Origin of the sequence: Massilia sp. Root335, assembly GCF_001425685.1 — a bacterium.
GTDB classification, from domain to species: domain Bacteria; phylum Pseudomonadota; class Gammaproteobacteria; order Burkholderiales; family Burkholderiaceae_D; genus Telluria; species Telluria luteola.
Window position 1 is genome coordinate 5,112 of sequence record NZ_LMCY01000029.1, and the last position, 12,991, is coordinate 18,102.

General features: G+C 66.4%; 11 protein-coding genes. 7 read left to right on the forward strand and 4 right to left on the reverse strand.

Annotation, left to right across the window (positions count from 1 at the left end; all coding sequences use genetic code 11):
* Nucleotides 1-265, forward strand: a 265-nt coding sequence (locus ASC93_RS17120) for a T6SS immunity protein Tli4 family protein (RefSeq protein WP_267874952.1), incomplete at its 5' end; no start/stop codon positions are given.
* Nucleotides 266-307: 42 nt separating this feature from the next.
* Nucleotides 308-562, forward strand: a complete 255-nt coding sequence (locus ASC93_RS17125; protein ID WP_056444740.1) for a PAAR domain-containing protein — start codon at nucleotides 308-310, stop codon at nucleotides 560-562.
* Nucleotides 563-668: 106 nt separating this feature from the next.
* On the opposite strand, the gene ASC93_RS17130 is transcribed toward ASC93_RS17125, so the two are convergent.
* From ASC93_RS17130 to ASC93_RS17145, 4 genes are all read right to left on the reverse strand, one after another.
* Nucleotides 669-2,240, reverse strand: coding sequence for a methyl-accepting chemotaxis protein (locus ASC93_RS17130; RefSeq protein ID WP_082548118.1), 1,572 nt, complete (start codon nucleotides 2,238-2,240; stop codon nucleotides 669-671).
* A gap of 70 nt (nucleotides 2,241-2,310) precedes the next feature.
* A complete protein-coding gene (locus ASC93_RS17135; RefSeq protein WP_056444743.1) occupies nucleotides 2,311-2,715 on the reverse strand; it encodes a hypothetical protein in 405 nt (134 codons plus the stop codon).
* A gap of 10 nt (nucleotides 2,716-2,725) precedes the next feature.
* On the reverse strand, nucleotides 2,726-3,973 hold the full coding sequence (locus tag ASC93_RS17140) for a hypothetical protein (RefSeq protein WP_056444746.1): 1,248 nt from the start codon (nucleotides 3,971-3,973) through the stop codon (nucleotides 2,726-2,728).
* A gap of 218 nt (nucleotides 3,974-4,191) precedes the next feature.
* Nucleotides 4,192-4,749: a ClpP family protease gene (locus ASC93_RS17145; protein ID WP_056444749.1), complete on the reverse strand. Its 558-nt coding sequence runs from the start codon at nucleotides 4,747-4,749 to the stop codon at nucleotides 4,192-4,194.
* A 237-nt stretch (nucleotides 4,750-4,986) separates the two neighbouring features.
* On the opposite strand from ASC93_RS17145, the gene xdhA reads away from it, so the two are divergent.
* The 5 genes from xdhA to ASC93_RS17170 all read left to right on the forward strand — a co-directional run bounded on the left by xdhA (nucleotide 4,987) and on the right by ASC93_RS17170 (nucleotide 12,828).
* Nucleotides 4,987-6,492 (forward strand): xanthine dehydrogenase small subunit, encoded by a 1,506-nt coding sequence (gene xdhA / locus ASC93_RS17150; RefSeq protein ID WP_056444856.1) that lies wholly within the window; start codon nucleotides 4,987-4,989, stop codon nucleotides 6,490-6,492.
* A gap of 10 nt (nucleotides 6,493-6,502) precedes the next feature.
* The gene (gene xdhB, locus ASC93_RS17155) at nucleotides 6,503-8,848 is read left to right on the forward strand and encodes a xanthine dehydrogenase molybdopterin binding subunit (protein ID WP_056444752.1); all 2,346 of its coding nucleotides are present in this window, start codon (nucleotides 6,503-6,505) and stop codon (nucleotides 8,846-8,848) included.
* Nucleotide 8,849: 1 nt separating this feature from the next.
* Nucleotides 8,850-9,860: a xanthine dehydrogenase accessory protein XdhC gene (xdhC, locus tag ASC93_RS17160; protein ID WP_056444755.1), complete on the forward strand. Its 1,011-nt coding sequence runs from the start codon at nucleotides 8,850-8,852 to the stop codon at nucleotides 9,858-9,860.
* 1 nt (nucleotide 9,861) lies between these two features.
* Nucleotides 9,862-11,169, forward strand: a complete 1,308-nt coding sequence (guaD, locus tag ASC93_RS17165) for a guanine deaminase (protein ID WP_056444758.1) — start codon at nucleotides 9,862-9,864, stop codon at nucleotides 11,167-11,169.
* A gap of 168 nt (nucleotides 11,170-11,337) precedes the next feature.
* Nucleotides 11,338-12,828 carry an adenosine deaminase gene (locus ASC93_RS17170; RefSeq protein WP_056444761.1) on the forward strand — a complete coding sequence of 497 codons (1,491 nt, stop codon included), beginning with the start codon at nucleotides 11,338-11,340 and terminating at the stop codon, nucleotides 12,826-12,828.
* Nucleotides 12,829-12,991: the final 163 nt, after the last annotated feature.

Below are 12,991 nucleotides of genomic sequence, written 5' to 3' on the forward strand. Positions count from 1 at the left end.
TGGCACCCATGATTTCGAGTGGGGTTTCGTGGGCACGCCGAAAGATGTCGCCAACCCGCCGGAGTTTGGTGCCGCCATGTTCACCAAGGTCGAGCACAACACGGTTGGCGCCGCCAAAGCCGCGTCGCTCAGCGACGACGAGGCGGTCGCGCTATGGGACAAACTGCTCTCGGGCATGAAATTCCGCGTCAAAGTCCCTGGTGCGCCGGAAGGTTCGTACTACATACCGCCAGGTAAAACCGACACTGCCGCTGCTGGCCAGTGATGGTCGAAGCGCAAACGCTGCTCGGGAACAAACAGGACAAACATGAAGCATCAAGGACGCGGTGTCATTCGCCTCAACGATAAAACCGATCACGGCGGTCAGGTCATCAGCGCAAGCTCGGGTACGACCGTGATGGGCGTGGTCGCGGCGCTTCAAGATGACATGACGTACTGCCCCAAGTGCAAGGGCAATTTCGCGATCAAGCCGGACGGTGCCGGGGCCCGGCACCAAGGCAAGCCGTATGCCTATGACGGAGACGAGACCGAATGCGGCGCCCGGTTGATAACCTCGTTATGACCAGCATCACAAGGTAACCGGGGTTGCAAACTCACCGGTCTCCGCGGGCGTGAGAGCGCTCATGCCTGCGGATCCTGCGCTTGCCGAGGCGGCAGGGTGATTGCGTTCAGCCGCGCGCGAGCGCGAGCCGTCCGTGGCCGGCGGGTGCGCCGAGCGCGTGTCCGGCCGTCAGCTTGAACTGCGCCAGCGCGCCCGACAACTGTTCCGTCTGCTCCGCCAGCGATTCCGCCGCGGCCGACGCTTCCTCGACCAGGGCCGAGTTCTGCTGGGTCATCTGGTCCATGTCGTCGATGGCGCGCCCGATCTGCTCGATGCCTTCGGCCTGGCGCTGGCCCGCGACGCTGATCTCGGCCATGATGTCGTGCACCTTGCGGACCGAGGCGACGATCTGTTCCATCGTCGTGCCCGCTTCGTCGACGAGCGCGCTGCCGGCGTCGACCTTGGCGACGGAGTCGCCGATCAGCTGCTTGATTTCCTTGGCCGCCGCGGCCGAGCGCTGCGCCAGGTTGCGCACCTCGCCCGCGACGACGGCGAAGCCGCGGCCCTGTTCGCCGGCTCGCGCCGCTTCCACGGCCGCGTTCAGGGCCAGGATGTTCGTCTGGAAGGCGATGCCGTCGATCACGGAAATGATTTCGACGATCTGCTTGGCGGACGCGTTGATGGCGCCCATGGTGCTCACCACGTTGCCGACCACTTCGCCGCCGCGGGTGGCGATGTCGGTGGCCGAGACGACGAGCGAGTTGGCCTGGTTCGTGTTGGCGGCGTTCGTGCGCACGGTTTCCGTCAGCGATTCGACGGCGCGCGTCGTGTGCTCCAGGCTGCCCGCCTGCGATTCCGTGCGGCTGGCCAGGTCGGCGTTGCCGCTGGCGATTTCGGCGCTGGCCGTGGCGATGGTCTCGGCCGACGTCTTGATGCCGGATACCATCGTTGCCAGGCGCGTGCGCATTTCCTGCAGCGCGGCCAGCAGGCTGTGCTGGTCACCGGCGTCGAGGCGGATCTCCATCGACAGGTCGCCGGCGGCGACTGCACGCGTGATCTCGCGCGCGTATTCCGGTTCGCCGCCCAGCTGTTGCCAGATGGTGCGGATGACGAACCACGACACGCCGATGAGGGTCGCGATCACGATCAGTGCCGTGAGAATGGTGACGGACAGCACGCGGCGCACGCTCGACGCGCTTTGTGCGATGCCGTCCTTGAATTGTTGCTGGGCCTGCTCGTTGAACTTGGCGACGTCGGCGTTGAGCACGGTCAGCGCGCTCTGCATGCGCTGCACGGTGGCCTGCGGGTCGCCCTTCTCGAGTTCCAGCATGATCTTGGCGGCCGAGAGGGCCGGCGCATAATAATCCTCGAATTCCTTCGAGAGGCGCTTGCCGGTTGCATCCATGCCCGGAATCCTGGTGACTTCGGCCAGTTTGGCGCGGACCTTGTTCGCCTGTTCGCCGATCTGGGGGACGCGGGCCTTGTCGCCTTCGGAAACGGCATCGCGCAGACCGTCGGTGATGCCCTGCAGGTCGGCCGTCAGCGATTTCGCCGTGCCCAGCGCCGGGTAATCGACGGCCTCGGTCGTGTGGATCGAGTCCAGGGCGCCGCTGGCGATGCTGGCGGAAACCGCCACGCCGAGGCCGAAGATGATGGTCGAGATGACCGGGAGTGCCCAGATCTTGCGCTTGATGCTCATGATGCCGTTTCCTCTGAATTCAACAGCCCGCCGCCGGACAGGCCGGGGGCGGGCGGGTGGATGGTGACGCTTACGGTGTGTAGATCACTTTGACCGTGGCGTCGACCGCGCTCTTTTCGATGTAGCCGATGGCCTTGGGGTCGCTCGCCACCATCTTCTTGACGGCGGCGCTGTCCGCGGCTTCCTTGGGCATCGTGGCCTTGCCGGTGAACACCAGCTTGGACCACAGGGACTTGACCTGGGACGCGTCCTTGTCCGTCACCTTCTTGTAGAACTCGGCGCGGACCGGGGTGCCTTCCGGCTGGTCGATCGGGCTCATGGCGCTCGACCGGCCCAGGAAAAACTGTGCGACCTGGTCTTTCGTCATCGACGACTCGGCCGCCTTGGGATTCGCCACGACCACGACCTCCGCCATGGCCGGCAGGGTGAGCAGCAGTGCGGCGGCGGCGATGCCTGTCTTGATCAGATGTTTCATCGACCTCTCCTTAGAACACGAAGTCGAGCGCGACGGCGCCGACGTTGACCGGACCGTGGAAGCCCGGCTGTGCGTTGATCAGCAGGCCGCTCGCCTGGTTCGGGCGCACGTGGTCGAACTGCACCTTCAACGCCAGCGAACGGTAGAAGTCCCAGCGCACGCCGATCGTGTCGGTCTGCTGCTCGCCCTGGCTCACGCCGGTGTAGCGCAGGCTCGAGACGATGCCGGACAGCGCGGCCAGCGTCGGCGTGCACGCGGCCGGGTAGCCGGCCGGGCAGGCCGCCGGCATGCCGTTGTTGACGCTGCCGTCGATCGTCAGCCGGGCGTGGCTGTAGTACGGCAGGAACTTGCCGATGCGATAGCCGCCCATCACGTACCACGACGTCGTGTCGTTGATGTAGCTGTCGGTCTTGCGCTTCGCGTACTCGCTCTGCACGACGACGTCGTTCCAGTCGAGCGTCGCGCCGAGGGACGTGAACGAGGCCTTCTTGTCGTGCACGTCGATGTCGGAGGCGAGCTGGGCCGCCTGCGGGATCCGGTAGCCGGCGCCGACGGCGTTCAGCGAGTTCAGCAACGTCGTCAGCGACGTCGAGCCGTTCAGCGTCAGGCGACCGTCGACGCGGCCGAAGCGCACCGTCAGCGGGCCGTGTTCGGCCACGAGGTTCAGCGCGGTCAGGCGGTGGCCGTCCAGGCTGGGACCGCCGGCGATGTCGACCTTGCTCTTGCCGACGGCGAACTGGGCGGTGTACGTCGTGTCGCCATAGCTGTGCTGCCAGGTGACGTCGGCGCCGTCGACCGTGTTGAACAGCATCTGCGAATACATCTCGGCCGGCGGACGGAGCATCGTGTTGGCGTAGCCGACGTTACGGTAGTCCGAAATCATGAACGCCGGTACGCCCATGCGGCCGACGCGGATCGCCACGTCGTCCGAGACCTTGGCCTTGGCGAAGGCCCAGGCCAGCTCGGCGCCGAAGTCGTCCTGCGCGTCCTTGCGCACGAGGCCCTGGCCCGTGACGGACAGCCAGCTGTTGACGGCGTAGTCGGCCTGCACGCCGAAGTTGGAGTCGACGCCGGTGGTGACGTCCTTGGTGGCGCCGCTGGCCTGGTTCGGACGGGCGAACTCGGCTTTGTCGGTATTGTTCCAGGTAAGGGCACCGGTGCCGAAGCCGCTGATGCGGACGGCGGAAGCGTTCTGCGCGAATGCGCAAGGCGCGGCAAAAGACAAGGCGAGCGCACTCGCGATGATGCGTTTTTTCATGGGATTGACCTGCTGAAGACTGCGGGTGGACGGTTTTTGTTATAGAGACACTACCGAGGCGATGGGCTGGGCCGCGTAACGAATCTGTAATAAATTGTAGAGCGGCCAGAAAAAATGCTGCAAGGAAAATACGCGAATAATCACTCTACTCTAGGGATAAATGCCGCCTTTTGTTGCAGCAATCTGACAGCGAGCGCTATCAGATTTAAATGATGTTTTTAATTCCACCAGTGCGACGTCGTGCCGGCTTCCGGCAGGCGCGCCTGCCTGGCCTCGTGCACGATGCCGGCCTCGACGGCCTGTTCGGCCGTGTAGATGCGGGAGCATGCCGTCAGGTAGGACCGGATGTCGTGGGCATCCGGCGCGCCGCGGGTGGCGTCCTCGAAGATGGCGGCGTAGCGCTCGGCGTCGAAGTCGAGGCAGTCGCGCCATTCGGAAATGCGGGCATGGTCCGCCGCCACGAGGTTGCCGAAGCCCCAGTGCAGGGGATGGATGAGGAAGCGCGTGCCCGGGCAGGCGTAACGTTGCGTCCCGGCCAGGAAGATCGCCACGCCGACGGATTCCACGCTGCCCACGTTCCACGTCGTCAGCGGCAGCGGCAACGATTTCAGGAAGTAGTACAGGGCGAAGCCGGCCGTCATGTTGCCGCCTTCTGTCGACATGTGCAGCTCGATCTCGGTCGCGCCGCTCTGCAGCGCCTGCAGGCACAGGTTGCGCACGGTGCACGCCGAGTTCGCGTTGATCGGTCCGATGAAATGAACGATGTGCAATGCCATGAAGCCTCCCGGTGACGGCTCAAGCATAGCAAGTTTCGCAATGTTGGCTCGTTCCGCATTGCGTGCCGCGGACAGGACGGGCATGCTAGGGACGGACGCCGCGCAGGCGCGCACTTCGATATTTAAAATATCTGATATTCAAAATCGATATTCCGATATATCTGGCCCGACCCCCGGTGCTAATCTTGTAGCCAGTCAGTCATATTTTCACAGTGTCCTTTCCGAACCGAGGCGATGATGTCCACTCCGATCCGATTTTTCTACCGCGGCGCCGTCCATGAAGTGAACGACGTCGCGCCGACGCAGACCATCCTGCAGCACCTGCGCGAGGACTTGCACTGCACCGGCACCAAGGAAGGCTGCGCCGAAGGCGACTGCGGTGCCTGCACCGTCGTGCTCGGATCGCTCGAAAACGGCGAGCTGCAGATGCGGTCCGTGAATTCCTGCATCCAGTTCACGCCCACGCTGGACGGCAAGGCCTTGTTCACCGTCGAGGACCTGGCGCAGAAGGACGGTGCGCTGCACCCCGTGCAGCAGGCCCTCGTCGAATGCCACGGTTCGCAATGCGGCTTCTGCACGCCGGGCTTCGCCATGTCGCTGTGGGGCCTGTACCTCAAGCAGGAAGGCCGCGAGCCGAGCCGCTGCGAGATCGACGATACCCTGTCCGGCAACCTGTGCCGCTGCACGGGCTACCGTCCCATCATCGACGCCGCCAGGCGCATGGTGACCCTGCCGCCCGCGGAATTCGACCGCAACGCCGTCACCAAGCAGCTGCGCGCCCTGCAGCGCGACGCCGGCGCCACCTACACGTACGAAGGCCAGACCTTCCACGCGCCGCGCACGATGGACGAACTGGTCGCCGTGCGCGCCGCGCATCCGAAGGCGACGATCCTGGCCGGTTCGACCGACGTCGGCCTGTGGGTCACGAAGCAGATGCGCGAACTGACCGACATCATCTACCTGGGCCACGTGGCCGAGCTGAAGACCCTGCGCGAGCAGGACGGCTTCATCGAGATCGGCGCCGGCATCTCCCTCGAGGACGCGTACGCCGCCATCTGCAAGCATTACGACGCCGAGCTGGGCGAGTTGTGGCAGCGCTTCGCGTCGCTCCCGATCCGCAACGCCGGCACCCTGGGCGGCAACGTCGCCAACGGCTCGCCGATCGGCGACTCGATGCCGTGGCTGATCGCGCTCGGCAGCGAACTGGTGCTGCGCGGTCCGGACGGCGAGCGCACCATGCCGCTCGAAAGCTTCTACCTGGGCTACCAGGTCAAGGACTGGCGCGACGGCGAATTCGTGCAGGCCGTGCGCGTGCCGCTGCCGCGCAAGAACGTGGCGTTCCGCACCTATAAGCTGGCCAAGCGCTTCGACCAGGACATCTCGGCCGTGTGCGCCGCCTTCGCCTTCACGCTGGACGACGGCGTCGTGGCCGATGCGCGCATCGCGTTCGGCGGCATGGCCGCGACGCCCAAGCGCGCGGCGCAGGCCGAGGCAGTATTGAATGGCCGCGCCTGGGACGAGGCCGCGCTGAAGGAAGCGATGGAAGCGCTGGCGCGGGATTACGCGCCGCTGTCCGACATGCGCGCGTCGAGCGCCTACCGCATGAAGACCGCGCAGAACCTGCTGCGCCGCTACTGGCTCGAAACGCGCAAGGACAATCCGCTGCCGACTTGCGCAGTCAACCCGTTCGCGAAGGCAGGAACGAAAAGCGCAACGACATCCGCCACCGACGCAGTGGCCTGAGGAGAACATCATGAACGACGCAGGATCCCCCGCACTGACCAAGGCCGCCTGGGCGCAGGTCGGTCTCGGAAAAGCACATGAATCGGCCCGGCTGCACGTGCTCGGCCAGGCCGACTACACGGACGACATCCCCGAGGTGCGCGGCACCTTGCACGCCGCGCTCGGCCTGTCGAGCAAGGCGCATGCGCGCATCGTCGACATCGACTTCGCCGGCGTGCTGGCCAGCCGCGGCGTGCGCGCCGTGCTCACCGCCAAGGACATCCCCGGCACCAACGACTGCGGTCCCATCGTCCACGACGATCCAATCCTCGCGGATGGCCTCGTGCAGTACATCGGCCAGCCGATCTTCGTCGTCATCGCCGACAGCCACGACCTGGCACGGCGCGCCGTCCGCAAGGTCAAGGTCGAGTACGAGGAACTGCCCGCGATCCTGACCCCGCAGGCCGCGCGCGCAGCCGGCTCGTTCGTGCTGCCGCCGATGCGCCTGACGCGCGGCGACGCCGAGACCGCGTTCGAGCGCGCGCCGAACCGCGTGAAGGGCGAGCTGCACGTCGGCGGCCAGGAGCAGTTCTACCTGGAAGGCCAGATCTCGTACGCCATCCCGCAGGAAAACGACGGCATGCTCGTGCTGTGCTCCACGCAGCACCCGAGCGAGATGCAGCACGTCGTGGCGCATGCCTTGAACCTGCATTCGCACAACGTCGTCGTCGAGTGCCGCCGCATGGGCGGCGGCTTTGGCGGCAAGGAATCGCAGTCGGCGCTGTGGGCCGCCTGCGCGTCGATCGCGGCGAAACGCCTGAACCGCGCCGTCAAATTGCGCGCCGACCGCGACGACGACATGATGGTCACCGGCAAGCGCCACTGCTTCCACTACCTGTACGAAGTGGGCTACGACGACAGCGGCCGCATCGTCGCGGCGAAGGTCGACATGGTGAGCCGCGCCGGCTTCTCGGCCGACCTGTCCGGCCCCGTTGCTACCCGCGCCATCTGCCACTTCGACAACACCTATTACCTGTCCGACTGCGACATCCGCGCGGCGGCCGGCAAGACGAATACCCAGTCGAATACGGCGTTCCGCGGCTTCGGCGGTCCGCAGGGCGCCATCGCGATCGAGTACATCATCGACGAGATCGCGCGCAACCTGGGCCAGGATGCGCTCGACATCCGCAAGCTGAATTTCTACGACAAGATCGACCGCAACGTCACGCCGTACGGCCAGCCGGTCGTCGACAACGTGATCCACGAACTGGTGGCCCAGCTGGAAGAGACGAGCGAATACCGCGCGCGCCGCCAGGCCGTCGAGGCGCACAACAGCACGAGCCCCGTGCTGAAGAAGGGCCTCGCGCTGACGCCGCTGAAATTCGGCATCGCCTTCAACGTCACGCACCTGAACCAGGCCGGCGCGCTCGTGCACGTGTACGTGGACGGCTCCATCCTCGTCAACCACGGCGGCACGGAGATGGGGCAGGGCGTCAACACCAAGGTGATGCAGGTCGTGGCGCACGAACTGGGCGTCGATCTCACCCGCGTGCGCATCGCCGCGACCAATACGAGCAAGGTCGCCAACACGTCGGCGACGGCCGCATCGACGGGCGCCGACCTGAACGGCAAGGCGGCCCAGGACGCGGCCCGCCAGATCCGCGAGCGCCTCGCAAGCTTCGCCGCCAGGCAGTACGGCGGCGCCGCCGACGACGTGCGCTTCGTCGCCGACACCGTGTTCGCGAACGGCCAGGAAATCCCGTTCGGGGAACTGGTCGCCAAGGCCTACCTGGCCCGCGTGCAGCTGTGGTCGGACGGCTTCTACGCCACGCCGAACCTGAGCTGGGACCCGAAGTCGATGACGGGCAATCCGTTCTTCTACTTCGCATACGGCGCGGCCGTGTCGGAGGTCGTCGTCGACACCCTGACGGGCGAATGGAAACTGCTGCGCGTCGACGCGCTGTACGACGCCGGCAACTCGCTGAACCCCGCGATCGACATCGGCCAGGTCGAAGGCGCCTTCATCCAGGGCATGGGCTGGCTGACGACGGAAGAATTGTGGTGGAACGGCCAGGGCAAGCTGATGACGCACGCGCCGTCCACGTACAAGATCCCGGGCGTGTCGGACTGCCCGGAAGACTTTACCGTGCGCCTGTTCGAGAACCGCAACGTGGCCGATTCGATCCACCGCTCGAAAGCCGTCGGCGAGCCGCCGCTGCTGCTGCCGTTCTCCGTGTTCCTCGCGATCCGCGACGCCATCTCGGCCGTCGGCGGGCACAAGGTGAACCCGCCGCTGCGCGCGCCGGCGACGAGCGAGGCGATCCTCGACGCCGTCTCCTTCGTCGAACACGCCGTGCAGGAATCCCGGGCGGCCTGACATGGACGACTGGCTCATCCCCACCGCCCAGCGGGCCGTGCTGATCACGGTCGCGAAGGCCGACGGTTCCGTGCCCCGCGAACCGGGCGCGCGCATGCTGGTCGACGCGTTCAGCCAGTGGGGCACCGTCGGCGGCGGCCACCTGGAACTGCGCGGCATCGAGACGGCGCGCGCCATGCTGCAAAGCGGTGAAGCGCGCCGGCTGGAACGCTTCCCGCTCGGCCCCAGCCTTGGCCAGTGCTGCGGCGGGGTCGTGCACCTCGCGTTCGAGCTGGTCGACCGCGCGCACTGCGCGGAGCTGGCCGCGCGCCGCCACGAGGATTGCTGGCGCGTCGTTGCGCTGGATGGTGAGCCGGACCTGGCGCTCGTCGACGCGCTGGGCCACAACCTCCAGCGCAGCGGCGGCCGCTATCCCGATTTCGAGCGCAGCGGCGGCACCCGCGTGCTGCTGGACGGGGACAACCGGCGCTGGCTGGTCGACCACGTCCCGGCGCCGCGCGCGCACGTGATGCTGTTCGGCGCCGGCCACGTGGGCGCGGCCATCGTGCGCCTGCTGGCGGACCTGCCGTGCCGCGTGACGTGGGTCGACGAACGCGAGGACATGTTTCCGCCCGTGGCGCCGCCCAACGTCGTCGTCGAAGCGACCGACATGCCGGAAGTCCTGGCGCGCCAGGCCGCCCCCGGCACGTGCTTCCTCGTCATGACGCACAACCACGCGCTGGACCAGCGCCTGACCGAAGCGATCCTCAGACGGCCCGCGAACCGGGACTGGTTCGGCCTGATCGGATCGGATACCAAACGCAAGCAGTTCGAGCACCGCCTGCGCGACCGCGGCATCGCGCGCGCGCGCCTGGACGACATGGTGTGCCCGATCGGCGTCCCCGGCATCAAGGGCAAGGAGCCCGCCGTGATCGCCGTCTCCGTCGTCGCGCAACTGCTGATGGTCTGGGAGGCGGCGGCCAGGTCCGCCCACACCGCGACCGCAACCCCCGCCTTACTGGAACAAGACTAAGATGTCCAACGATACCCGCAACGTGCAGGCCTACCGAGCAAGCCTGCTGCACTTCCACGCCGATCCGGCGCTGCTTGACAACGCCCACGCGTGGCACGAGGACGGCCTGCTCGTCGTCGAAAACGGCCGCGTGCTCGCCGCCGGCGACTACGACAAGCTGGTCGCGACGCTGCCGCCCGGGACAGGCATCGTCGACTACCGCGGCCAGATCATCACGCCCGGCTTCATCGACACGCACCTGCACTTCCCGCAGACCGACATGATCGGCTCGCCCGCGCCGGACCTGTTGCCGTGGCTGGAGAACTACACGTTCCCGACCGAGCGCCAGTTCTCCGACCCCGTGCACGCGCGCACCGTCGCCGAGTTCTTCCTCGACGAGCTGCTGCGCAACGGCACGACGACGGCGCTGGTCTACTGCACGGTGCACAAGGAATCGGTCGACGCGTTCTTCGAGGCCAGCGCCGCGCGCAACCTGCGCATGGCCGGCGGCAAGGTGCTGATGGACCGGAACTGCCCGGACTTCCTGCGCGACACGGCCGACCTGCGCGACAGCGAAGACCTCATCAAACGCTGGCACAACAACGGCCGCGCGCTGTACGCGATCACGCCGCGCTTCGCGCCCACGTCGACCCCGGCCCAGCTGGGCGCCGCGGGCGAACTGGCGCGCGCGTTCCCGACCACGTACATCCAGACCCACGTGTCCGAAAGCCGCGACGAATGCGCGTGGGTGCAGGGCCTGTTCCCGGACCGCCGCAGCTATCTGCAAGTGTATGAGCACTATGGCCTGATGCGGCCGCGCGCCATGTTCGGCCACTGCATCTGGCTGGACGACGTCGACTTCGCGCTGATGGCCGATACCGGCTCCGCGATCTCGCACTGCCCGACGTCGAACCTGTTCCTGGGCAGCGGCCTGTTCGACGTCGCCAAGGCCGACGGCGTGAAGGCCCACGTGTCGCTCGGGACGGACGTCGGCGCCGGCACGTCGTTCTCGATGTTGCAAACAATGAATGAAGCGTATAAAGTTGCGCGATTGAAAGGCAGCTATCTCCCGGCCCTGCGCATGTTCTATCTCGCCACGCTGGGCGCCGCGCGCAGCATGCAGCTCGAAGGGACGATCGGCAATTTTGCCGCCGGTACCGAGGCCGACTTCATCGTCCTCGATCCGAAGGCGACGCCGCTGCTGGCGCGCCGCACGGCGAACAGCGATTCGCTCGAGGAAAACCTGTTCGCGCTGGCCCTGCTGGGCGACGACCGTGCCATCCGCGCCACGTATGCGGCGGGTAAGCGGGTGCACGAGCGGGCGCAGTAATTCGAGCACGCGGAACCGCGTTATCACGTCGTTCCCGCGCAGGCGGGAACCCGAGTTTCATGCGCAGACACTGCGCAAACTTGGGCCCCCGCCTTCGCGGGGGCGACGGTTTTTCGGTTCAGCGGTTGGAGACGGGCTGCCACCGATCACTCACCAGCCGAGACCGATATGACAAAAGTCCTTAGCAGCAGCCTGCTGATCACCCTGGCGGCCCTCGCGGCCACCGCTTCCGCGCGCCCCCCGGCGTCCGGCCCCAACGAAGCGGCCACGGCGCGCCACTATGCCGCCCTGATCGCGGGCCCCGAGCCCAGGACGGCGGAACTGGTCCTGTTCTTCTCGCAGATGCCCAAGGGCGGCGACCTGCACCACCATTATTCCGGCGCGATCTATGCCGAGACCTATGTCGACTGGCTGGACAAGCAGGGCGCGTGCGTCAACAAGCTGACCTACCGCATCGAGACGGACAAGAGCGTCGTCGACTCCGAGCGCGCCAAGCAGCCGAAGGACCGCACCTGCCTGTCGGGTGCCGACGTGTATGCCGACGACGCCACGTGGCGCGAGCTGCTGCAGCACTGGTCGAGCAAGGATTTCAACAACCACGGCGCGATCCAGCCGCCGCCCGACCGCCAGTTCTTCCAGACCTTCGGCTACTTCGGCCCCGTCTCCGACCACAACTTCCACGAAGGCCTCCTCGAGCTGAAGAACCGCGCGCTCGCCGAGAACGTCGGGTACATCGAGACGATGTTCAAGAGCCCGGACACGATCTCCGACCCCGAGTTCGACAAGCGGGCCTGGGACACCGCGCGCGACGACGCGAAATTCGCACAGTTGCTGGACACCGCGCGCCAGAAGCTCGACCCCACCCCGGCCTTCAAGGCGTCGGTCGACGGCTTCGTCAAGACGGTCAACGACGCGGCGCAGGGCATCGACGACGACAACTTCACGATGCGCTACCAGACCTACGTCGTGCGCCTGTTCTCGCCGTCGCGCGTGTTCTCGTCCATGCTGGCCGCGTTCGAGGCGGCGGCGCGGGGCGGCAAGATCGTCGGCGTGAACATCGTGGGCCAGGAAAGCCAGATGGTGTCGATGCGCGACTACACGCTGCACATGCAGATGTTCCGCTTCCTGAAGAAGGTGTACCCGAAGGTCAACGTGGCCATGCACGCGGGCGAGCTGGCGCTGGGCGACGTGCCGCCGGAAGACCTCAAGTACCACATCGACCAGGCCCTGAACGTGGCGGGCGCGCAGCGCATCGGCCACGGCATCGACCTCGCGCACGAGACGAACGCCGTCGGCATCATGAAGACGATGCGGGAGAAGAACATCCCGGTCGAGATCAACCTGACGTCGAACGCCTTCATCGAGGGCGTGCAGGGCCAGAACCACCCGATCACGCTGTACCGCAAGTATGGCGTGCCGTACGTGATCTCGACCGACGACGCCGGCGTGACCCGCCACAACCTGGCCAACGAGTACGTGCTGTTCGCCAGCCGCTACAAGCCGAGCTACGCGGAAGTGAAGAGGGCGTCGTACAACAGTATCCGCTACAGCTTCCTGCCCGACGCCGACAAGGCGCGCCTGACGCGCCAGCTCGACGCGCGGTATGCGCGCTTCGAGGCGGACGTCGCGGCGCTCGACCGCACCGTCGTGAAGCACTGAACGCCGCGGTCATTTCCCTCCTGCCGGCGGCGGCTCCGCCGCCGGTTGTTCTCCCAGGCGCATATGCATATGCCGCCTCTGTGGCCAACTCGCTACAAATCCCCCGATTTCTCGTGTCGTTTGCCTAAAAAACAAGCGAAAGAATTTCATTAGAGAATGGCGC

Bases quoted from the DNA above. Each gene is read 5' to 3' on its own strand.
- xdhB (WP_056444752.1), top strand. From the start codon at position 6,503: ATGAACGACGCAGGATCCCCCGCACTGACCAAGGCCGCCTGGGCGCAG.
- ASC93_RS17145 (WP_056444749.1), bottom strand. From the start codon at position 4,749: ATGGCATTGCACATCGTTCATTTCATCGGACCGATCAACGCGAACTCG.
- ASC93_RS17140 (WP_056444746.1), bottom strand. From the start codon at position 3,973: ATGAAAAAACGCATCATCGCGAGTGCGCTCGCCTTGTCTTTTGCCGCG.
- ASC93_RS17135 (WP_056444743.1), bottom strand. From the start codon at position 2,715: ATGAAACATCTGATCAAGACAGGCATCGCCGCCGCCGCACTGCTGCTC.
- ASC93_RS17125 (WP_056444740.1), top strand. From the start codon at position 308: ATGAAGCATCAAGGACGCGGTGTCATTCGCCTCAACGATAAAACCGAT.
- guaD (WP_056444758.1), top strand. From the start codon at position 9,862: ATGTCCAACGATACCCGCAACGTGCAGGCCTACCGAGCAAGCCTGCTG.
- ASC93_RS17130 (WP_082548118.1), bottom strand. From the start codon at position 2,240: ATGAGCATCAAGCGCAAGATCTGGGCACTCCCGGTCATCTCGACCATC.
- ASC93_RS17170 (WP_056444761.1), top strand. From the start codon at position 11,338: ATGACAAAAGTCCTTAGCAGCAGCCTGCTGATCACCCTGGCGGCCCTC.
- xdhC (WP_056444755.1), top strand. From the start codon at position 8,850: ATGGACGACTGGCTCATCCCCACCGCCCAGCGGGCCGTGCTGATCACG.
- xdhA (WP_056444856.1), top strand. From the start codon at position 4,987: ATGTCCACTCCGATCCGATTTTTCTACCGCGGCGCCGTCCATGAAGTG.